Consider the following 23,645-nt stretch of genomic DNA (forward strand, 5'->3'; position numbering starts at 1 on the left):
ATAGTAAAGATTTCGTCGGCGACCGTTTATAGGTCGCCGACGGTGCTCTAGAGGAAGTGGTTTGTATTGCGTAAAAAGGTGCGAAAAGCCATTATTCCCGCCGCGGGGTTAGGAACACGATTCCTTCCAGCCACCAAAGCACAACCAAAAGAAATGCTTCCGATCATCGATAAACCGACGATACAATTCATCATTGAAGAAGCTATCGCAGCCGGTATCGAAGACATTCTCATCGTTACCGGCAGGAACAAACGGGCGATTGAAGACCATTTTGACCGTTCCGTGGAGTTAGAAGTGTTCCTGGAAGAAAAACAAAAATGGGATTTGCTCGATACAGTCCGGCAAATCGGAAGCCTAGCCGATATCCACTATGTGCGACAGAAAGAGCCTCTCGGCCTCGGGCATGCCATCTATTGCGCCCGATCCTTTATTGGAGACGAGCCATTCGCCGTATTGTTGGGGGATGATGTCATTCACGCCAACAAACCATGTATCGGACAACTGATGGAAGCGTACCACCAGGTCAAAGGAACTGTCGTAGGGGTTCAGCCAATCCCACGAGAGCACAGCCGTAGATATGGAATCGTATCCCTAGAAGCGGAAATCGGGCAGAACCTATGGAAACTCAATTCAATCATTGAGAAGCCCGATTCTGACAAAGCCCCGTCAGACTTAGCCGTTATGGGCCGGTACATCATTGAGCCGGATATCTTTGACGTCCTCGAACACCAGGCGCCGGGGAAGGGCGGCGAGATCCAACTGACCGACTCGCTCTATGCGTTGCACTCCGTCGAAAAACGGGGCCTTTATGCCTATATCTTTGAGGGGATTCGGTATGACGTGGGAGATCGGCTGGGATACTTGAAGGCCACAGTTGATTATGCATTGCGCAGAGACGATCTCGCCGATGAGTTTACTACCTATTTGCGAGAGATATTACAACGCCGGTGATATTAACCCCGGCGTTTTCTTATTCGTAATAAAATTTTACAAAAGGAAAAATTTTAAACTAATGATTCTTGAGAGAAATGACGATATAATTAGAGTGTTATTGTCTGCAGTCAAAATTGTTCGATTCCAGGGCTTCAAAACAAGTTACATAAGCCTGTTTATACACCGGGAGGTGGCCTACTCCGCATGATTCGTGGCTTATACACATCGGCTTCTGGCATGTTAGCTCAACAAGCAAACCAAGACGTGATCGCGAACAACCTGGCCAACGTCAATACAGCGTCTTACAAAAAAGACCGGGCTGTTTTTCAAGCTTTTCCGGAAATGCTCATCCGCCGCATAGCCGACTTTAGCCCGCCTGCACCGGGAGAGATCGAAAAAAATCCTATCATCGGCCGTTTGGGTACCGGTGCCACACTAGATCGGATTTGGACGGATACATCCTACACCGGTGTCCGCAATACAGACGTGCCTACCGATGTAGCTATTGTCGGACAGGGATACTTTGTCGTAAACACACCGGATGGCGAACGGTACACTCGCAACGGGCAATTTAAAGTGCGCCCTGACGGAACCCTTGTCACATCGGATGGGTTAGAGGTTCAAGGGCAAAATGGCTCCATCGTCGTACCTTCCAGTACCAGTATCCGTATCGACGAGAACGGCCGAATCTTAAACGGAACACAGGAGATCGCCCAGCTTCGGATTGTCGGATTTGACGAGGCCCAAGCCAGTCAAAATCTGCCGATTGAAAAACAAGGGGACAGCCTCTACCGGCCCAGTCAACAAAATGGAGCAGGCGGTCTGCAAAATCTGCCACAGGGGCAAATCCAGATCAAATCGGGGGCCCTCGAGTTATCAAACGTCAACGTCGTCCAAGAAATGGTTCAAATGATCAGTGCCACGCGGGCCTATGAGGCAAATCAAAAAGCCATTCAAGCTCAGGACGGCACCCTCGAAAAGACTTGTGGAGAACTTGGGAAAGCTTAGCATACCAGAAATGACCAAGAGGTGAAAGCGCTATGATGCGAGCCCTTTATTCGGCCGCCACGGGGATGATCGCCCAACAGCTAAATATGGATACCATTGCCAACAACCTGGCCAACGTAAATACATACGGATATAAGAAGAACCGCGCCGAATTTCAAGACCTCCTTTACAGTACGATGCGGAACGCAACAGCACAAGTTCCTACGGGAATGCAAGTAGGATCGGGGACACGGCCCAGTTCCATCACCACCATCACGACGACAGGCAACATGATTCAAACGGAAAGCCCAACCGACCTAGCTATCACTGGTGAAGGGTACTTCCGGATCACCAACCCGAATGACGATAACGTCCCCTTTTACACCCGTGACGGTAGTTTTAAGATAGACAGCCAAGGCTATATGGTAAATGCTGACGGATACCGACTCGCCGACATCGATCCCTTTCCCGAAGGGGCAACGAAAATCGACATCAATTCAGACGGTGCGATCTCTTACCAGGACATCAACGGAGATCGGGTCAACACCGGACAAAAGATTCAACTCTATACCTTTACCAACCCGGCAGGCCTAACCCGCCAAGGGCGCAACTTGCTGACGCAATCAGCAGCCTCCGGTGACGCTACCGGTGGTGACCCTAATGTGGACGGAAGAGGCGGTATCGCCCAGCGTTACCTAGAATCGTCGAACGTACAAGTTGTTGACGAGATGGTCAACATGATCACGGCTCAACGGGCTTACGAAGTGAGTACGAAGGCGATCCAGTCTTCCGATGAGATGCTCGGCCAGGCGAACAACTTGAAACGCTAAACCCCTTCGCTAACAGGAAAAATGATTTTTCTTTCATCGAGAATACCGTTTTGCAAATTTTGCAGACGGTCTTTCTTTTTCAGCAGGATAAATTAACGAGAAAAGAGAAAAAAGATACAAAACACCAAAGGGGGATCTAACGATGACGAGAAAGCAAATACCTAACCTTTTCCGAAAAATCGGGCTCGCCATCCTTTTGACTCTTTTCGCCGCATTCAGCCCATCCGCCCATCCCGCCCAAGCGGACGACGGAGGATATCAAGTCGAATGGGTATACAGCACCACCTCGCAAACAGATCTACGGAACATACGGGAAGCTGTCGACGAGTATATCCGGAATGACGGAGCCCTCCGCGGATATGCCGGACAACCCATGGTCGGATACGGCGGATATCCTGACTCGGAAGATCGACATCGCGTCTTATACAACATTCACTTCATCGGCTATAGTGATCCTAAGAAACCATTAGAAGTATCACCCGTAGAACTCAGTCGAGGTACAATCTCCTTTGGAAAGCTGCCTGATGGATACCAGAGCACCTACTCAGCTACCTTTCAAGTAAAAAAAGATGATTCTCAACCGGATAAATGGATTGTTGAATCGGTCTATGGCGGAAAACCGCCTTTCTACCGAATTGGATTTATCGTCGGTGGAAATGATTCCAGTATACCGTCCTACGCCACAGTCATCGTACCCCGAAGCGGTAAGATCACAAACATATACGAAACGACCGCACGGTTCCAAGCGAGTATTCCCAGTTCCTGTGTGGATACCGTTACGACCTTACGGTATTGGCAGTTAGATGTACAGAAAATCACCGGAGACCGTAACGTGTTACCGCCTTACCCGCTGCGGGGAATTCACTTGGAATCCCAAAAGGACGAAGGCAGAGCGACTTTGTTTGTAAATCCCTTTAAAATTCGGTTTGCCGTGGATGATATTCAGACGCCGAGCATCGCTCTATGGGACAAAGACAAGAAGACATGGCAACCTATCATAACCAACGTGGTTACCGATGGTAAAGAACGTTGGGCCGAAGCAGAGACGGCTTTCACAGGCGATTTTGCTTTGTTCTCGCAGGCTGTCAGCAAGCCTGTAGAAGCCGATCATAAAGCCAACATCTTTGACTCCCTTGAACAAATCGGCGGTGTCAACGTGAATAAAACACCAGTCCGCTTTGATATCGCCAAACCCTACATCGAAGATAATCGTGTTATGGTTCCCCTGCGGCCGATCGCGGAAGCCATCGGTGCTACGGTCCAGTGGGAACTTGACGAAGAACAACAAAAAGTAGAGATATACAAGAACGGAAAACAAATTGGTTTTTATATCGGTCAAAAACGGGTTATAACAAACGGGCCGGCGTTAGAAATCGATGTTCCAGCAAAAATCGTTGATGGACAGACCGTAGTTCCTGTCCGGTTTTTGGCCCAAGCTCTTGATTTAGACATCGCTTGGGATTCCCTGAATAAAATCGTGAACATCACCGCAAAGGATTAAACCATAAGGGACGCAACCAGCACGTTGCGTCCCTTTATTTGACACCTAAAAAAAAGCTACCTATAATGAACTTTGACTGACCATTCGGTCGGAATAGAGGAGGCAATAGGCCCATGGAACAGGGGAAGCCGTGATGAAACCGGATAAAGACAAACGAAGCCGGATCTTGTTAGCTGCCGTGCAAGCCTTTTCCAAGCAAGGCTATCACAAAACCAAAATCGAACAAATTGCACAAAAAGCAGATGTAGGAAAGGGAACCGTTTATGAATACTTCGCCAGCAAAGAACAACTATTCTTTGAGATGATTAAATACAGCTTTGCTCAGTATCGATACTACATACAAGAAGCGGTGGTAAAAGAAAAAAAGGTTGACGGGAAACTACGTGCCTTTATCACCCAACATTTCCAGTTTGCAGAGGAATACAGCACGTTAGCTAGGGTCATCTTTTTGGAAAACATCAATCAAGATGGCTCTTTGCATCGTTGGTTCCTCGAAGAACGGCAGCAGCATATCGCCTGGCTAGAGCAACTACTAGCACAAGCCAAACAACAAGGCGAAATAGTCGAAATATCAGAAAAAGTCCTAGCCCGGGCAATTTTTGGTGCTGTCGCTTCGGTGGGGCACATGTATATCCAAGAAAAAAGTGCACTTAATCGCCGAGATGTAACAGAACAATTACTCTCAACCTTTTTGTCAGGAATCACGAAAAATACAATAAGCACATAATGGAGAACGCAAGAGCAGCTAGTGAACAAGGGAAGGGCTTCCCGGAAACGATTGGGAGGCCTTGCTCATTTAAGGAATCTTTTACAAAACTGACGGAGAGGGAAGGAAGTCCAACCCTTGTGCAGAATATCAAGGATAGCCCGACCGACGACGTAGGGGAGAGGAACATTATGAAGTTGTTGAAACGAAAAGTCTCTACGCTAGTCCAAAAAACTGTCGCAATCTTACTGACTATCGCCCTAACCCTCACCATCATACCACTAAAGCCTTCATGGGCGGCGGCGACCGTCACCAAGATTACATACGCAGCCCAAGACGCGCCTGCCAACGGCAGCAGCGTCACATTATCACTAACGATCGTGGGAACAGGCGTCTCCACGGCAAATGCATCGAACATATACTTTAAATACGGCAATACAACGATTCCCTTCACAAAAACGGGTGGTTCATCGGCTGGGAGCGGGACAGACTTTATCACCGGTAATATTGTGATGAAAAGTGAGTATAACATTCCCTCGAACAGCTATCTAACCTTATTTTTTGACGGCAACTTATACGAAAACGGATTTCTCTATCGGGCACGGACGACAAGGGAACTTTCCGTAGATAAGACCTACGTACGAAACGACGTCAGCACCCAAGTCACCTTGAGCAGTTCCGGTTTTTTTGACGATGGCGACAACTGGGCCGGAACGATTGTAAAAGAGCGAGTAATCAATTTTGGCGGTTTATTGACGTTCCCTGTCGTCCAAAGCGCACCAGCGGGGCAGGAAACAAACTATGCCGTGAAAGCCGCAGGTTCGGAGAAGATCAGCTTCTGGACCCCGACCGCAGGCCAGGGATTATATGACATAACCATGCGACGAGCTATGGAATTCCCGTCCCCGGCGGGTGCCTTTATCAACCGAATCGAAGAAGATACCGTCTACAAGGGATTTGGCCTTACTGGAGATTACTCTCAACCGCCAGTTCTGACCAAGATTGAGGCGAAACCTCTCGCAAACCTTGATCCGGACTCAGACCCTCCCGGGGATCGTCCTGGAGACTTATCCCTCCAGTACAGAACTAGCGCTGTGCAAGACTTACAAGATTATATCCGCGTCTATGTATGGTTTACCGATATTGCCTCCAAACTGACCGATCCCAGTATTCATTATGATCTGGTCATCAAAAACTCCATAAATAGGATTTACAAGGATACTAACGGGTTATACTACGCGGACGTACCTCGAACAATTGCCCAAAGTAAAGAAAACGCTCAGGCCTTTGTGGCCAGAAGTGACTATATCAACTCCCTAGGATATTCCGTCACCCTTTGGGCCGACCCGTATCACCGCTATAACGGCAGCAATATCCAAATCAATAAACCGGTGATAGGCGGTGTGGTGTACTTAAAGAAAGGCGACACCTCAACGCTCGAAATCGCCGATACAAATGTCCCCGGCAACTTCAACATTAATAACCTGTCCGATCCTACAAGCATAATCAGTAATGACGAATTGCAAATCCGAGTCGGAAATAAAGAAAACGGCACCTGGTTAAAACCGGAGAACCAAGCGGTTAACGTGACCTCTCCAGGAGCAAATAAAATTACCTTCAGCCTTCAAGCGAATGTAGACGTCAACCCGGGAGAAGAAACTCCGATTTGGATCTTCAGCAAGTACGGCTACTCCAAAATCGATTCCAAGATCGTCTTTCTATCCCAACAGGATTCACCCAGCATCGCCTTAACCGATGGAGTAAAAGTCGATGCCTATAACGGTCAATCTGTCAGCTCCTATACCGTACACGCTACATATCCCCAAAGGGAGTCGGGCTTGGAACGCACTGTACCGCGCGACGCTGATAAGGTGGACGTCATCTTAACCGGTGTGAACTATATCCAAGGCGTCACCTGGGTAAAAATCGGCGATATCATCATTCCAAAGGAAGACATTAAAGTCAACCAACCAATCATTGGCAAACTCACCTTAACGATTCCAAAGAGTAAAATGCCGGCGCAGCCGGGCGACGTTCCCATCACTGTATACAACGGACCGGATCCGGCAACAGCCCCTAAATATGAAGAGACCGTAAGCCGTGACAAGAACAGCTTCAATACCGTCACCAACGGCTTTCGCTTCCTCAGCGTCCCCGATTTTCCCACACTGCCCCATAAACCAGAGACCGAGAAGTGGCCGGAACGGATCATTGATAACACACGATCAGACTACTACACCTTGTTAAACCAGTTTGTAGAAACACCAACACCGAAGCTTGACTGGCGGGGCAATCAAATCATCAAATTAAAAAATGGCCAAGATTTCTACCGTGTATTCTTTAAAGGGACTGACCCGGCTTCAGATCCAGACAAATGGATCACACCCAAGGTTACGGTAAAGCTCAAAAACGGAAACCTAGCGCCGTACACAGCCACCACCTTAGAAACCTACACACCAGACCCCGTATCAGGAGAAGTATCCTTCCGGATGCCCGATCTCAGCCAAAGTGGCTTTCCCGATCCGGCTACCAGCACCTTAAATCCGTATCGTGTCGACGTGGAAATCGAAAACCCCGATGGACAAAAGATCGTGCTGCCAGAGGCATTGGATATTGTCAACCGGAGCAGCACCAAACCGACGGTAGACACATTTATTCCCGACCAAGTGCCAAACGTAACCGGCCATGATGTTCTCGTGAACGGATCAAATTTTGCCGAATCCGTTAATAATCCTCCGAAAGTGTACATGGGCTTTTGGCCCACCGACACCACCTTTACAGATTCCCAGCACGTCATGTTTAAAACATACCAGCAAGATTTTCTCGAACCCTTAATCCAGTACATTGATGTACCGGTGACCGTCGTCAACCCGGACGGAACAGCCTCTGACCCGAAGAAGATCAGGGTCATAAAAAATACCCCAAACGCTCCATCCATCTCCGACGTAGTCCCGAAATTCGGCCCGGCCCAAAGCAATGCCAAACCGATCATCTTCGTCAAGGGCAGCAACTTCAAAACACAAGGACGCTTGCTAACCCAGATTTACATCGACGAGGTCCCGGCAACCTTGCCCAACCAGTACACGGACAACTTGATCAGCTTTGAACTTCCTTACATAACGGCCCCCCGCCAGAACATGCATATCATCTTGCGCTTCTCCGACGACTCAGTCGCCTGGAGCCCCTTTAACACCTACTTAACAAACCCAATGACCGTGAATGCTGTTGTACCCGATTCTGGCCCGGCTCTACAGACATCAGGACAAACACAACCTACCATGGCCGACGTCACGATTACGGGGAGCGGCTTCGGCACATCGCCGGAGGTATACGTCGGCGGCGTCAAAGTCACCCAATTCAACGCCACTCCCACTGACACGACGCTCATGTTCCGAGTTCCCCCGTTGCCTGCCGGTACCTATAAAATCACGATCGTCGACCCTGTAGGAAAATCTATCGGTTCTACCCCGAATGACTTTACCTATTTGGATACATCCAGCGCCACTTCACCGACGGTCACCAGCGTAAACGTATATGAAGGAAAAACAAATAAACCCGTTCCCCCACAACCTTTATCTTCTGGGGGGGGGCAACAAGTGACTGTCGTCGGGAATCTCTTCATGATGCCGAACACAACCAACCCTCCGAACCCGCGTGTCTTTATTGCCGGTAAAGAGATCCCCTCGTCTGCCTTCATCGAAACGCCCACAACGACCCGGCTCGTCTTTACCACCCAACCGACCGACCCCAGCTTCTTCAGCGCTAACGAGACGAGTAAAACCGTGGACCTGCAAGTGATGCGCTCCGACGGTGCGATTGCAGCTTGGAAAGTGACCATTGCCCGTTCGACCCCAGTGATCGACTCCATTTCTCCTTGTGGAGCAGACATTGATGACAGCCCACGGCCAAAAATTTATATTGCAGGAACAGATCTCCAAAGCGGGATGACCGTTCGTTTCGGCGACGACATCCCCGGCAAAGAAAAACCTGGAGAGGGACCTAACGATGTAACCGCCACGAGAATCGGAGATAAACCGGGCTCATCGACCGAAGGTATCAAACTCATCACCTATAACCGGGACACGAAAAAAGGCGTCTACCTTGTCACCGTTCCTGATTTGACCAACCTGTACGATAAAAATGATATGACGAAAAACTGGATACGAATCCGCGTCTACAATCCGGACGGACAGGTGGCCGAAAAGAACGGCTTCTACTTCCGTATTTATCAAGACGAACAAGGGCCAACCATCACCAGCATCGACCCGGACCGTCACTCCGCCAAAGGCGGAACGTACGCCACGATCACCCTGACAAACCTGAATATCGATTATACAGACAAAAAACAATGGCCCTACTTTGTCTTCGGCGGCATTCGCGTGATGCCCAATGACAGCACAGGCATCAACTATCCGCCTGATCCCAACCAAAACCTGACTAACGAACCGGTTGTACTCAAAAAGGCCCCCGATAGCCCTGATGGCGAATGGGTCTTCGACGTCCGTGTACCGGCCTTTCCCTGGCCGACGGAAGGGGCCTATAAAGATGCCGAAGAATACCCGAATGTAGAAGTCCTCGCCGTGAACCGCAACAATTGTACGGCCACGAAAGATACCGGTGTTGGACATATCACCTATACCCGCCCTCATGGCGACATCGTCATCACCAACATCGACCCCACGACCGGTACGACCGATGGCGGCACTGAAGTGACATTAACGGCAGCCATCATACCGGAGACTCCGACGACGGAAGGATCAAACGGTTTCTCTACCAAAAACGGCATGCCACGGGTCTTCTTCGGTAGTGTCGAGGGCACCGTCACCGACGTCTCGGAAGACGGGAAGACGCTCAAAGTAACCACACCGCCTCACGAAATCGGCTCTGTTCAAGTGATCGTCATCAACCCAAACAACGCCCAAGGCACAGCACCGAAACCGTTCGTCTTCGCCGATATTCCTGTCATCGACAGCATCAAACCGGCCAGCGGCCCCTACGCCGGCAACATCGCTGCGGTGATCAAGGGACGGGGCTTTACTGCTGATAAGGTAACCGTAACCTTTACCGTCGGCTCGGCTTCTGCTACGGCCACCGTCAAGAAAGCCACCGAAACGGAAATCCAGATCATCGTCCCTCAATCGCCGGCGACCATCCCCGACGGGGATATCAAAGTCAAAGCCGATATATCCGTGACAAACTCCGACGGCAGCAAAGGAACCAAGAAAGAAGCCTTCACCTATTACAAAGACGACGGGCAACCGGTAGAATCTCCCCAAGTCACCGTCAAAGTGCTCAATAAAAATGCCATCCGCCTCAGTTGGGACCCGGTCAACATGGCAAAGGCCTACGAGGTACAAGTCTCCGAGGGCGATCGGGGGAACTACCGCCTTGACCAAGTCGTGGACGCTGGCCAAACCCAAAACGGCAAAGTCTATGTCATCGTCAAGGGGCTTGAAGCCAACAGCCAATACTGGTTCCGTGTGCGAGCCATATCTTCGGCAGGGCTGGGGCCGTACTCAGAAGACATATCGGCGGAGACGAACAACAAAGACGGTTTCGATGGATTTGAACAGCCGGATAACCAAATCGTCACCGATCCAGAGGGAGCCAAACTCATCCTCCGCAAAGGAACCATCGAAAAATACTACGACTTGCGCAAAGATGCCTTAGGGGCGTCGGCAACGAAACAAGTATCTTTTAGTCCTGACGTGCAAGGGTTTAACAATCCCGTACTCCTCGATAACGGCAATTGGAAAGTCGTCATTCCCCCGACCTCTCTTAAATACAACGCCGGAAACATGATTGAAAGCTATGCCACTGTTCGCGTCGCCCCGGCACCAGGCCAAGCCAAAGAACAAGTCCTATTGGCCAACCGGAACCGCCAGCCCCTTTCGGAAGTCTACGAATTTACCCTGAACTATAATGATGGAAAACAGTCATTTACTCCCGCTGACTACGGCCAACCCTTTACACTGACCGTAAACTACCGTTCTCCTGGGCTGAACCGAGGTGCTGCCATGTACTATTACAACTGGCGGACTGGCCAATGGCAGCGACTCAACAGCTATACTGACCCAGTCGCCGTCTCGGCGAACATTGAGCACGCTGGATACTACACTGTCTTCCCTGAATAAAGGGAATCCCCAAAAAACAAGGGTGGTTTACCTATGAAAAAATTGATCAGTGCCCTTTGCATCACAGCACTTACCTGGGCCTCAACCTGCGGCCTGGCCGTCCAACCCGGATTGGCTGCGGCCTTACCAAACGAATTGCAAGGGGTTCCCTACTACCGGGAATTGATCCAAAACGGCACCTTCAACGACACCGGCTACCACTGGGCCGCCGAGGCCCTCTATATAGCCGGTGTCAACGGATTGCTCAAAGCGGATGCCAGCGGAAACGCCAACCCTGATGCGCCGCTGAGCAAAAAAGATGCCCTCCTGGGCATCGCCCAAATGTCCGGATGGATGCCGCAGATCCAAAGCGGAGGCCAAGGTCGAATCCCGGCGAACATGGATCCATGGACCTATTACGGCCAACAGGTTCTCACCGTTGCCGCCGGAAAAGGACTCTTTGGCAGTTCGACCGGCGCCGGTGGCGCCGTCCGGCCTAGGCCGATTACAGGAAACTGGGACGACCCGGCCACCCGGGAAGAGATGATCCTTTGGACGAGCCGGGCACTACAACTGCCATCCACGGTAAACGGCAGCCAAACGGGTGTCTATAACTATCAAGACTGGAACCAATTAGCCCCTGATTCCGTCCCATGGATAGAGGCCGCACTTCAACAAGGGCTTATCTCCGCGAGCAACGGCAACGGCCGACCGGCCCTGCGGCCGAAAGATAAGATAACCCGGGCGGAAGGGGCAGTCATACTGACCAGAGCTCTTCCGAAGGCCCTCATCCTCCAAGCACGTCCCATCATGACGGCCAATGTCTACGACATCGATGAAATTGGGGAAGGGCCGGGCAATGCCGCCCAGCGACGGATCCACCTAGTCTCCGCGGGAGCGCCACAAGGCCAGAAATCCACCTTGTTCCTGCAAGGGCCCAGCCAAGATAACCCATCCGGTCAAAGCATCGCCCTCTGGAAAGATGGCCCGGCCGATGGTAACGCCTTACAGCCGGGCGATCAGATCGAACTCTATCCGGTTGCCGGAACAGGGACGTCCAGCCAGGCGGCCAGAAGCGGCAGCAGCGACGCCTTAAACGCTCCCTATAAAGTGCCAGCCCCGGATGCGAGCGGCTTTGGCTCAACCACCATCGTCTACTTTGCCAAGGTCTTACCGACAGGCGTCCCCGTCGAAGGGACACTGCTGAACTATGACCCTAACTCAGGACGGGTCCTTCTGCAAGATTCCTGGGGGAACCAGCGGCAGGCCACTGTCATCCCGGGAGCCCGTATCTTCATTAACGGAGTGGAGCATACCCTAGCCGATGTCCCGAACGGAACATTCCTACGGGGCTCCCTTTCGGGAAACACCCTCAGCAGCCTTTCGACCGAACTGTCCGTGGCTCAGCCGGGAGCCATCCCGACGGGAAGCAACACACTTACAGGACGGGTCAAATCCATCGACGCCAACGGCCTCCGGCTCCTCACCAGCACCGGACAGGAACAGTACTACCCCTTTGCGCCGGGACTTCAGGTCTATGAAGGGCGTCAGATCGCCCGGCCTGTCGACATCAAAATCGGCGATCCCGTCACATTGCACATGGATGATTTCCGGGGATTACAGATCGCCCGGGTCGATCTTCCCACCGTCAACCGTTTGAACGAAGGCATCTATCGGGGTACCGTCGACTTCATCAACCCCGTTACTCGCATCGCTACCCTGCATAAAGCCTACAAATTTAACACAGGGAACTGGGAATCCCTGCCGGGCCAACTTCAAGTCCGCCTTGATTCGTCGACAGCCGTCTCGGTCAATGGTTCGCCCACGACAGGAGATGATTTTATCCGATATGGCACAGGGCAGGACATCTTATTTAGCGCCAGCCAAGATCTGGCCATGTCTGGACGGCCTTCCGGCGTCTATACCAACTTCGACACCGACGATACGACTACAGACTACAAATCTCCCGGCACGTCCTTAGGACTCAAAGCGTCAAGGCTGTCGGTCATTCAGGGCTCTGGAGAAAGGCTCAACGACAAGATCGAAAAAATTGACCTGCCGGGCCGTACCGTCCGCATGAGCGATGATGGCAGCACATTTGCCTTCGATGGAGCCACCATCGTCATCCGCAACGGCCGACTGGTAGACCCCGCAGAACTGCAAAGCGGTGATCCTGTCATCGCCTACACTGACGCCAGCCGCTACGGATATCGGGCATCCCTGATTGTTGTCGACAAAGACCTTCTGCCCTCCGGCAGCAGTCTAAACAGCCTGGCGAGCGGCCTCGTTCAAGGCGATCTCCGCGAAGTTTCCACCGACCGTAAAGTGAAGCTGGCTCTCTACAGCCAGTATCGGAACAACAGCTGGAGCTCTTTTGATGATGGCACCACCACATTTAAAGTAGACTATGACACTGTAGTCTACGACGTACGCGGCGCCAGCCTTGAGACGATCCCCATCGCCGATTTCATGTCGGAAGGGCCGGCGGACCTTTACGATGGCAGCTACGTCTACGCTTTCATCGAAGACAACCGGGCGCTCGCTGTCGTATTGAGCAATGACGCTCCGGCAACCAACCATCCCCCACAAGATTCGACGATCCTTGCCCGCGTTAAATCGATCACCCAGGGAACCCAAAGCAACATTATCGTCTTCGATCAGATCCGCCAGTGGTCAGACCGAAGAGAAACCTGGGTCTCTGACCCGACGACCAACTCCCTCAACGTCGACAACAGTGTCTTCATTAAAAACGACAAACTCATCGACATCGACGGCCTCCGAGTTGGTGACACCTGTCTCGTCATCCGGGACGGAGACAACGAACAAGCCCGCTTTATCATCAAGCAATAACACCGGCAACCCCTGCAGGGAGGCGGGAATGACCTGCCTCCCTGCACAGCAAACACGGAGGTGACCCCGATGCCGCTTAGACGTCGCGTCACAGGTCGAATCCTAGCCGGCCTTCTTACCGCCATTCTGGTAATGCCATCGACGAACGCCTTCGCCGAGTCGAGCCCGCTTACGATGGAAGGCGGAATCGCGAATGAATATGACTACCAGGAATACGTATTTCTCAGTGGAAAGCCCATCCTGATGACCGGTACATTTAAAGTCACCGTGAACGGCGGACAGGGCGGAGACGCGACCACCAAAATTACATACACACTGAAAGATCAAACCGGCAAGAATAAGCTCGACCGCAACGCTACATATGTGGAAAAAAGTGCCGATCGAGAAGATAAGAATCAAACGGTGCGGACGTCGCAACTAGACAAACTCACCGAAACAGCTACCATTGACGGGGTTAAATACACACTGGACGACGCGCGGCTCTCCAAATCGGTCCTCGTCGATAAACACCCCGTTACCAACTTTTATGCCGGCAACTGGGAAGGCCGCAAGATCTACTCAGTGAACAAAACAGAAGGGCGGCTCGTCGTCGATACATCGGGACGGACCGTTGGTTACGACCATAACTGGGGACGATCGGAAACGCAGACCATGACCCAAACGCTCCAATACACTCCGGAAAACCCAAAAACCGTAAAAGCCCTGAAAACCGCCTGGGAAGGGCAACTCGATTACACGACCAATTTGACCACAGACCGGGAGATCAGCTATCAATCAAACGAACCCTCTACGATCAGTTTCAGCGGAGGATACCTCCTCAATGAAACCGGTGCATCGACCACCATGGTTAACTACAACCTGCCTACGGTTAAGACAACCACAACAGACGGCACCAGCACCACCACCATAAAAAACGCCCAACGCAACCAGGGAAACGAACAGTTCAGCCTTCAAACGAACCCCAAGCTGACCCGTATGTACGTGCCGAACTATGACGACATCCGTGGGCACTGGGCCGAATCGGCCATTGAGACGCTGGCCGGTGTAAAAGCGTGGGATTCGCCGAGCGGCTACTTTGGCCCCGCCCAACCGATCACCCGGCTCGATTTTGCCCGGGCGACCGTGCAAGCTCTCGGCATCGTATCGCCGTCCGGGCCGAACGGCATGATCGCCTACACTGCCGGCTATCCCAACCTGCCTGAGCCAGGGAAAAAAGCCGGGACCTCCCCAACCCCCGTCACCACGCCCAACCGGGCCGGTTATAACGGCGCCACCGGGACCCCGCGTAAAGCCAACACGACGGCGCCATCGCTGCCATTTACCGATCTCAGCCCGAACATGTCCGGCTTCGATCAAGTCAAACTGGCCTACGCCGAAAAACTGATGGACGGCATCAGCTACGCCCGGTTTGACCCCTACGGCCTGCTCACGCGAGAACAAGCGGCCGCCCTCATCGTACGGGGCCTCGGACTCGATAACCTGGCTCCATCGGGATTTGTATCACTGCCCTTTGCCGACGACAACGACATCAGCCCATGGGCGCGGGATTCGGTCTATGTAGCTCGGAAACTGAACATTTTAAGCGGCGACAATTGGGGCTATTTCCGGCCCCAAGAATCGATGACGCGAGCAGAAGCAGCAGCCTTGCTGATGCGGGCCATCACTTTTCTCCAAAACGACCTGAAATCGGAATACCGAGACTATCTCATGGGGCTGCACTCTTAGGAGGAAGCCTCCTAGATGATTCAGGAGGTGAACTGATTGAATATCCGGCATATGAGCCGGCGACAAAAGGTTGTCCTGGCAATGATGTTCCTGCTGTTGCTTATCGCCCTCCCTACAGTGGCTATGGCAGGAACCATCAGTATGAGCGGGTCACCGAAATATGACGGCGGGCAAAACGACATGGATGTAGACGGCAGCATCACGGTTACCTTCAACGGCACGATCAGCAAAGGAGCCAACTTCGATCAGATCAGCATCAAAGCGGCCGACGACAGCACGACCAACCTGATCACCTCATCGAACATCCATATCGACTCTTCAGGTAAATCCATCGTGATTACGCCGTCCAAGCCGCTGAACTACGGTACCAGCTACTTCCTATACATCCCGGCCGGCGCCGTAACAAACAGCAGCGGCGATACGGGACCGACGACAGCTTACGCCGCTACGTTTACCACCGAAGATATGCCGTCGCCGAAGAACCTGACATACAAGGTTAGCGGCTCTGCAGGAGCGAGAACACTTGAATGGACATGGGAATACCCACCCAACACTGTGACGGGATTTCGTATCTATGACGGGAAGAACAAACTGATTTATGACCTGAAAGATTCTTCATCGAGAACCTCGACGACTGCACCGTTGAAGCCCTGGCGTGAGACAAACCTGCCGAACGGCAAATACACACGCTACGTCGTCGCTTATAAAACCGTCAACGGCGTTGACAACCTCTCACCGGCATCCCAATCGGTCACCGTCACCATCGATGACTTCTCAGGACTGGCTACACCGACAGAGTTTACGGGAACTGCCAAGAGCGACACAGAGATTCTCTGGTCCTGGGTCGACAACTCCAGTGACGAAACGGGATTTAAGATTTACGACGAAGACGATCACCTTGTCGGCCGTGTCGGGGCCAACCAGACTTCTTTCTTAGAGACCAACCTAGAGCCTGATAAGGAATATACCCGTTACGTCCGCGCCTTTAAGGCGGCTGATTTAGAAAACAGCGCCATGGAAGGAGACAAATCCGAGGAAGCCTCCGAAAGCACCGACGATGACAGTGACAGCGATTACAATAGCACTAACCGCACAGCCAGCCGGAGCCGCATTGCCGATGCGATCCAAAACGCCCTAAACGTCACCGTATCGCCCTCGGATATCGCCCTCGTACAATATGACGACGTGGATAGGGAAGAAGAGGGAAACTATAAAATCAGCACAGACATTAACCGCTTTGTTGCTTTCGATCATGACGCCCTGGACGGTTATGGAGACGGTCAAGTGCGTATCACCACTTCAGAAGTGTTGGTAAAAATACCGGCGGAGCACCTGCGCGTCAGCGACAACACCGGTGGTGTCGCTGTAGGCTTGCAAGAATACAGCGACAACACCCAACCGCCATCGGGTAAACAGCGGGTCGGCCGAGCCTATAGGATCAGCCTCGTGAAATACTCAGACTATAGCAAAAGCGGCTATACCGATGACGACTTTTCCTCCGACGATCCAGTCTATGTCTCCTTCTACTACGACTCATGGCGTGTTACCAACCCGGAATCGTTACGGATTCACAAACTCAACGGTGGAGTCTGGGAGCCGCTCGAATGCAGCGTCAACACGCTCGACCATGCCGTTCAAACGAAAGTCACCGAATTAGGACGATTCGCCCTCTTTGAAATCCCGAAGGGAACCATGGGCAGCAACCTGGGGTCCGGCAGCTACTTGCCGGGCGGAGGCAATACCTATACCCCTGGATATCCCCCGGGCTTCGGACCGGGCTATGGCGATGCCTACAACAGCGGAACTGCTTACAACCCTGCTCAATACAGTGCCTCGACCCCCTTGGGCAGCCAATATCCGCCCGGATATATTCCCGGCGGCAATAGCTACAGCCCGGTTAGCCCCTATGCGAGTGCCAGCCAGGCGCTCTTCGTAGATACGGTCAATCACTGGGCCCGGGCCCAAATCGAAGCACTGGCATCCAGTGGAATCGTCCACGGCACATCGGCACGCATCTTTGATCCAGATAAAAAAATAACCCGTGCTGAATTCCTTACCATGCTGATGGGGGCCATGGGCCAAAGAGTGACCCCCCCTGGGGCACCGCCGTTCGATGACGTCCGGGCCGATGACTGGTTTGCCGGTTCCTTGGCTCAAGCGATGCAAAAGCGGATCGTGACCGAAAGGGGCGGCTATTTCCGGCCCTATGATCCGATTCAGCGACAAGAAATGGCCGCTTGGATCGGCCGGTCCCTCACCGGAAAGACGATCTTCAAAAATGGCTATGATCCGGCCCTGTTCAGCGATTGGTCGAATGTAGACAGCCAACTTCAAGATGCTGTCGGCCAGGCAGTGCGAAGCGGCCTCATCAACGGCCGCCCCGATCGAACCTTCGATCCCTGGGGATCGGCAACACGGGCCGAAGCGGCGACCATCATCTACTCCTATCTAAACTTAGTACGATGAATCCCAGAGTGCGAAGCATGTTGTTTACTGGCATTCGAATTCCAATCATGTTACAATAGATTTAAATTTTGATTCAGCGCGGGGGAAGGGATTCCGTGGCCACCATCGTCTTATCCGGATATTTTGGATACAACAACGCCGGCGACGAAGCGCTGCTGAAAGCCATGATTGCGGCCTTACGTAGCAAGCGTCCGGATATACGGATCATCGTGCTTTCCGGCCAACCGGCCCTCACCCGGAAGGATCATCAGGTAATCGCGGTTCATCGGTATAATCCCTTGGCCATCGTGGCGGCGATCCTGCAAGCCGATTTGATCGTGAGTGGCGGCGGAAGCCTGCTGCAAGACGTGACCGGCAAATTGACCATTCCCTATTATTTGATGGTCGTCGCCCTTGGACTCCTTTTTCGGCGCAAATGCATGTTTTATGCCCAAGGTATCGGGCCGGTAAATGGCAGGTTTGGGAAAGCCCTCATCAAATGGGTGGCGAACCGGACCGACTTGATCACCTTACGCGATGCCGCATCGGCGAAACGATTACAACGCATGGGCGTCAAGAACCCCTCCATGCTTGTCACGGCTGATCCCGTCTTTGGACTGACGCCGGAAGAGAAGAAAAGAGTAACCGATTTGCAGACTGGCCGAGCAGAGGCCGTCTTCTGCCTGCGCGGTTGGAAGAATGGCCCTGACCTGGAAGGGGCTTGTCTAAAACTTGCGCAGCACCTGCTTGATAGAGGATGGCGAGTCACCTTCCTGCCGATGCATGCCGAAGAAGACCTCGCCATCTGCCGTAACATGACCCGCCAGTTGAATCACAGCCGGGTGCAACTGATCGACGAAGAGCTCCATTATGAAAATGCCATCAACACCATTGCGGAGTCGTCCCTCCTCGTCGGGGTTCGACTCCACTCGTTGCTCTTTGCCACCTTGCTGGGAATCCCGATCATCGGAATCGCCTACGACCCCAAGGTGACAGGCTTTTTGAACGAACTGGGCCGGCCTGCCTTTGGTGAAACCCCTGAACTGACCGGTTACCAACTGATCCGTGAATTTGAACGGATCCTGTCGAACTATGAAAAGGAACAGCAGGCCGTCTTTGACTTCGCCCATGAATTAAAAAACAGAGCCTTAGTCACAGCCCAACTGGCTATTGAACTGATGGAAGACAAAGGGCCAGACAAGCGAACAAAAAGCAGGTGAGCCTGTCATGCATAAAGAACCCTTCAAGGAACATCCCCGTGTAACCGTACTCGGTTCCCCGGTGGATAAGCTGACCATGGATGACGCCGTATCGTGGGTCGAAAAAAAACTCGACGAAGGCGGTGCCCGCCAGGTCATCACAGCCAATCCAGAGATCCTCTACGAGGCGGCCTCCGACGGGCATCTTCGTCAATTGATCGAGGAAGCGGACCTTGTCACTGCTGATGGAATCGGTGTCCTTTGGGCGGCAGCCCAAGGGGGAGATCCTCTGCCCGAACGCATCACCGGCATCGACCTCATGGCCGCCTTACTTAACCGGGCAGCGCAACTCGGCTGGCCGGTTTGCTTATTGGGCGGAAAACCCGGTGTGGCTGATGAAGCGGCAAAGCGCCTGTGCCGTCAGTACCCGAATCTGCAAGTGGCCTTCACCGGCCACGGCTATTTTAACGATCTAGAGGAACAAGAGATCATCCGGAAGATCGGTGAGCGGAAACCCTATTTATTGTTTGTGGGCCTCGGCGCACCCAGGCAGGAATACTGGATTGCGAATCTCATCCGAAACCACCTGCCCCCAAAGGCACATCTCGTAGCTATCGGCATCGGAGGCAGTCTGGATGTCTTCGCCGGACAAGTCCAGCGAGCACCGAAATGGGCCCAGCGATTCCATATTGAATGGCTATACCGGCTGATCACCCAACCATCACGTCTAAAACGGCAGTTAAAGCTGCCGCTCTTCGTTTTGACGGTCCTCCGCCAAAAGGGAAAGTAAGGGGGGATAGTCCATAGCCACCATGAGAACGCTGCGCCGGTTCGTAGCGGGAGTTCTAGTAGGGGCGTTGATCCCGACACTCCTCACCCCGTTGGAACCGGCGTTAGCAGCCCCGGCAGCCGAGCGAGTTGAATACCAATTTCTGAATGACCGAGTTCGCGACATGATCGGCGTCACCCCTCTCAGTGTCGCTGATTTTATCACCAGGGGAGGCCTAACCGGGAAAAACCAAATCGTCGCCATCGCTGATAGCGGTCTTGACAAAGGAAGCATGAGCGACCTCCATCCCGACTTTCAGAACCAAGCAGGGCACCCGCCGAAAGTGATCGCCCTTCGATCCTGGAGCGGGCGGCCGGCAGCCGACGATCCGATCGGTCATGGGACCCATATGGCCGGAATCATCGCCGGCAGCGGTGCCGCATCAGACGGAAAATATAAAGGCGTTGCACCAGACGCTTCGCTCTATGTCCAGTCCATCCTCAATCCTGCCGGAATGATTGAGGTCCCGTCGAATATGGGCTCACTCTTCCAGCCGGCCTATCAGGCAGGCGCCCGCATCCATGTCAACGGATGGGGTGCAGCCGGGAACAGCTATAGCCGAAGCTCCGCTTCGGCCGACGAATTCGTCCGCAGCCATCCGGACTTTCTCGTCATCTTTGGCGCCGGCAACAACGGGCCGGCGAAAGGGACGCTGACCAACGAGGCTAACAGTAAAAACGCTTTGACTGTCGGTGCCTCTCAAGGGAGCCGGCCCGGTTTCGATGCCAGTGGGAACGACGGCGGAACGACCATCGCCTTGTCGAGCCGCGGTCCTGCTGCAGGAGGGCGAATCAAACCAGAACTTCTTGCCCCGGGGGCTGCCATCATCGCCCCGAATTCTCGATTGACGAGCAGCAACTTTCCGGTCAATCCTTTGTATACGAGAATGCAAGGGACGAGCATGGCCGCGGCGGTCACAGGAGGGTGCGCCGCTCTGCTTCGGGAATACCTGCAAAAGGAGATGCACGCACCGAACAGCGACCCCTCGGCGGCGCTGATCAAAGCATTGCTCATCAATTATGCCGATACCAAAGGGCATGCCCCCGGATGGGACGGCTTTGGAAACATCGATATGGCCAGCACCGTCCTAGCCTTGAAAGCGAACGAAGCAGGCTTTATCGATGATCGCCAAGGCGTTCCGGATGGAGGAGAAAAGACGTACCAAATCCCCGTAACAACAACGACAGAGCCACTCAAAGTTACTCTGGCTTGGAGCGATCCCGTCGCCAACGGGGAAGGCGACAACGACAGCCGGCTCACCAACGATCTCGACCTAACCGTGACTGGGCCTGACAAGCATACATACCAAGGAAACGACTTCCTCAACGGAAACGGGCCCGATCGAAATAACAACGTTGAACAAGTCTACATTCCGGCGCCGCAACCGGGTACATATACCATCACCGTCCGTGGCTACCGGGTGCGTAGTGCCGCCACGTCAGAATCGACAGAAACAAAAAGGCAAGATTTTGCGCTTGCCTTTGGGCAGCCTCCACAGCGTGGCACTACCGAATCGCTACCGGCTGCACCGAGTCCGGCCCATACGCGCCTGTTGTTAAACGGAAAGGCCGCCCCATACAACGCCCTTTCCGTCCCGCCCGGTGCTGACTATTACCGGCTCGGCCCTGATATCTATATGGTCAGCCGACTCTGGCGTTCCGGTGGGATCCAGTGGATCAATGACCGCGGACGGCAAATGCTGCTGGAGATGAACCCGAATGCCCGGGAAGGCGGATACCGGATGGAACCGGGAGCGAAGAACAGCGTCAACGGCGAACCGGTGCAGAACATGGATGCGCTGCCTCCGGGATATGAAGTCAGTGCCTGGATCAATCCGGCTAGCCAAACGATCCGAAGCGTTGACGCACAGTTCAAAGAAATCGACGGCTACCTGGACTCGATCGATAATATACGGCACACCATTCGAGTGTTGAAAGATAACCGGACCTACAACACAGCCGACACTGTCACTACCACCTATATCGTACGACAGGTCGGCAGCGGATGGACCGACATCCCCTTCCAGATGGATAGTGGCCTCGAACAGCCCATGTCAGGGTTGCCGGTACGGCTTCTGCTTTCGCCGATCACCGGGGAAGTCATGCATATGGCCATCGAACGGCCCGTGATTCAAGGCGTAGCAGACCAGATCGGAATCCAAGATCAGACGATCCGTTTTGAAAACGGAGAAACATACCATCTCTTCCCAGGAGCTCAAGTCAAACGCAACGGCAGTCCCTCTACTGTAGACGCCATTCGACCGGGCGATCACCTTGTTGCTGTGATTCTCCCTGAGAGCAAAAAAATCATCGCGCTCAGCGCCTTTAGTACCGTTCATTGGGGGCGCATCGTCTACTATAGCCCGGAACAGAACCTGTTGCACTTCGTAGACCGCTTTAACCGGCTGACCACCTTTCACCTAAACGACAGCACCAAAGTATACCGTTGGGGGCTCCCTGCCGAAAAAAGCAGCTTATCAACGGGAAACTGGGCATGGATCAGCTTGACGCAGGGGACCGGTGCGGTTCAGCAGATCGATGTCGTGGAAGAAGGGGAAGAAGTTCAAAAACGTTTCCAAAGCTTTTCCCCGTCAGACGGCACGATTCAGACCGAAGATGGCGCTACCTACCGGCTCAGCCCAAGGACCATCTTGACCAAAAACGGATACCTCATCCAGCCGAAAGATTTGCAACCCGGTGAGTCCCTGAACATGACGAGCCTTTTAGCGCCGAGGGGGCCGATCTTAGGAACGGTTGAAGCGGTGACCACCGCCGCCAGTCCTCGGGTTGCCATCAAATCGTTTTTTGCGGGGAACCGTTTTTTTATCACCGGTACAACGACAGCCGACGCCATCTACCTCTACCGCCAGGGTGGAGAAGTGAGAGATGAGATCATACCGGATAATAGTGGCAACTTCGCCTGGTACTTTATTCCGAGCGTGGAAAACAACTCGATTCAGTTGATCGCCCTTGATCGCAGGCGTGGTGGAATTAAAAGCCTCCTCGTCACGATCCCGGAGGGACACAGCACGCAGTTTAGCGATATAGAACACCATTGGGCCGAAGATACCGTCCGCCTTTTCGCCTCGCGAGGCTTGATTAGCGGTTATCCAGACAGCACCTTTCGGCCGGACGGACCGGTCAATCAACTAGAAGCGATTGTCCTCGTCGCCCGTTCTCTCGGTTGGGAGAACGGAGACCCTCGACCGGCCATCGGCATGGAAGAAATACCAAGCTGGGCCCGGGACTCCCTCAGTCTGGCCACTCAGCAAGGGATCATCGAGCCGCAACAACTCGCTAGCCTGCAAAAACCGATGACCCAACAGGACATGATGGACTTGCTCTCGCGCTGCATCGAACCCGGTACGTTGGATTTGGCAGGAACAGCCCAGCGGCTGTGGCCCTCGGGATACGAACCGGCATCGCCACTCACACGGGCACAAGTGACGACCTTGTTGCAAGCACTGCTGAATGCCTTAGCGGAGGAACGAAAAGCACCACCATTGGAAAAACAGCATCAATAAGGCA

General features: G+C 53.1%; 12 protein-coding genes. All 12 read left to right on the forward strand.

Annotated elements, in window-relative coordinates; all coding sequences use genetic code 11:
- The first annotated feature begins 66 nt into the window (after positions 1–66).
- The gene (gene galU, locus GJ688_RS11440) at positions 67–951 is read left to right on the forward strand and encodes a UTP--glucose-1-phosphate uridylyltransferase GalU (protein WP_155476688.1); all 885 of its coding nucleotides are present in this window, start codon (positions 67–69) and stop codon (positions 949–951) included.
- A gap of 186 nt (positions 952–1,137) precedes the next feature.
- Positions 1,138–1,941: a flagellar basal-body rod protein FlgF gene (gene flgF / locus GJ688_RS11445; RefSeq protein WP_155476689.1), complete on the forward strand. Its 804-nt coding sequence runs from the start codon at positions 1,138–1,140 to the stop codon at positions 1,939–1,941.
- Positions 1,942–1,973: 32 nt separating this feature from the next.
- Positions 1,974–2,750 carry a flagellar basal-body rod protein FlgG gene (flgG, locus tag GJ688_RS11450; protein WP_155476690.1) on the forward strand — a complete coding sequence of 259 codons (777 nt, stop codon included), beginning with the start codon at positions 1,974–1,976 and terminating at the stop codon, positions 2,748–2,750.
- Between the two features lie 142 nt (positions 2,751–2,892).
- On the forward strand, positions 2,893–4,251 hold the full coding sequence (locus tag GJ688_RS11455) for a copper amine oxidase N-terminal domain-containing protein (RefSeq protein ID WP_155476691.1): 1,359 nt from the start codon (positions 2,893–2,895) through the stop codon (positions 4,249–4,251).
- Between the two features lie 133 nt (positions 4,252–4,384).
- Complete coding sequence (locus GJ688_RS11460; RefSeq protein ID WP_155476692.1) at positions 4,385–4,978, forward strand: TetR/AcrR family transcriptional regulator; 594 nt, start codon at positions 4,385–4,387, stop codon at positions 4,976–4,978.
- 170 nt (positions 4,979–5,148) lie between these two features.
- The gene (locus GJ688_RS11465) at positions 5,149–11,091 is read left to right on the forward strand and encodes an IPT/TIG domain-containing protein (RefSeq protein ID WP_170291906.1); all 5,943 of its coding nucleotides are present in this window, start codon (positions 5,149–5,151) and stop codon (positions 11,089–11,091) included.
- 33 nt (positions 11,092–11,124) lie between these two features.
- Complete coding sequence (locus GJ688_RS11470; RefSeq protein ID WP_155476694.1) at positions 11,125–13,920, forward strand: hypothetical protein; 2,796 nt, start codon at positions 11,125–11,127, stop codon at positions 13,918–13,920.
- Positions 13,921–13,989: 69 nt separating this feature from the next.
- Entirely contained in the window at positions 13,990–15,645 is a 1,656-nt protein-coding gene (locus GJ688_RS11475) for an S-layer homology domain-containing protein (RefSeq protein ID WP_155476695.1), read from the forward strand.
- Positions 15,646–15,681: 36 nt separating this feature from the next.
- Complete coding sequence (locus GJ688_RS11480) at positions 15,682–18,111, forward strand: S-layer homology domain-containing protein (RefSeq protein ID WP_155476696.1); 2,430 nt, start codon at positions 15,682–15,684, stop codon at positions 18,109–18,111.
- Positions 18,112–18,206: 95 nt separating this feature from the next.
- Positions 18,207–19,310, forward strand: coding sequence for a polysaccharide pyruvyl transferase CsaB (gene csaB / locus GJ688_RS11485; RefSeq protein WP_170291907.1), 1,104 nt, complete (start codon positions 18,207–18,209; stop codon positions 19,308–19,310).
- 7 nt (positions 19,311–19,317) lie between these two features.
- The gene (locus tag GJ688_RS11490) at positions 19,318–20,079 is read left to right on the forward strand and encodes a WecB/TagA/CpsF family glycosyltransferase (RefSeq protein ID WP_155476698.1); all 762 of its coding nucleotides are present in this window, start codon (positions 19,318–19,320) and stop codon (positions 20,077–20,079) included.
- A gap of 22 nt (positions 20,080–20,101) precedes the next feature.
- Positions 20,102–23,641, forward strand: coding sequence for a S8 family serine peptidase (locus GJ688_RS11495; protein WP_155476699.1), 3,540 nt, complete (start codon positions 20,102–20,104; stop codon positions 23,639–23,641).
- The last annotated feature ends 4 nt before the right edge of the window (positions 23,642–23,645 follow it).

The sequence above is a fragment of the Heliobacterium mobile genome (genome assembly GCF_009720735.1).
Lineage (GTDB): Bacteria > Bacillota > Desulfitobacteriia > Heliobacteriales > Heliobacteriaceae > Heliobacterium > Heliobacterium mobile.

Bases quoted from the DNA above. Each gene is read 5' to 3' on its own strand.
- flgF (WP_155476689.1), top strand. From the start codon at position 1,138: ATGATTCGTGGCTTATACACATCGGCTTCTGGCATGTTAGCTCAACAA.
- flgG (WP_155476690.1), top strand. From the start codon at position 1,974: ATGATGCGAGCCCTTTATTCGGCCGCCACGGGGATGATCGCCCAACAG.
- GJ688_RS11455 (WP_155476691.1), top strand. From the start codon at position 2,893: ATGACGAGAAAGCAAATACCTAACCTTTTCCGAAAAATCGGGCTCGCC.
- GJ688_RS11460 (WP_155476692.1), top strand. From the start codon at position 4,385: ATGAAACCGGATAAAGACAAACGAAGCCGGATCTTGTTAGCTGCCGTG.
- GJ688_RS11465 (WP_170291906.1), top strand. From the start codon at position 5,149: ATGAAGTTGTTGAAACGAAAAGTCTCTACGCTAGTCCAAAAAACTGTC.
- GJ688_RS11470 (WP_155476694.1), top strand. From the start codon at position 11,125: ATGAAAAAATTGATCAGTGCCCTTTGCATCACAGCACTTACCTGGGCC.
- GJ688_RS11475 (WP_155476695.1), top strand. From the start codon at position 13,990: ATGCCGCTTAGACGTCGCGTCACAGGTCGAATCCTAGCCGGCCTTCTT.
- GJ688_RS11490 (WP_155476698.1), top strand. From the start codon at position 19,318: ATGCATAAAGAACCCTTCAAGGAACATCCCCGTGTAACCGTACTCGGT.
- GJ688_RS11495 (WP_155476699.1), top strand. From the start codon at position 20,102: ATGAGAACGCTGCGCCGGTTCGTAGCGGGAGTTCTAGTAGGGGCGTTG.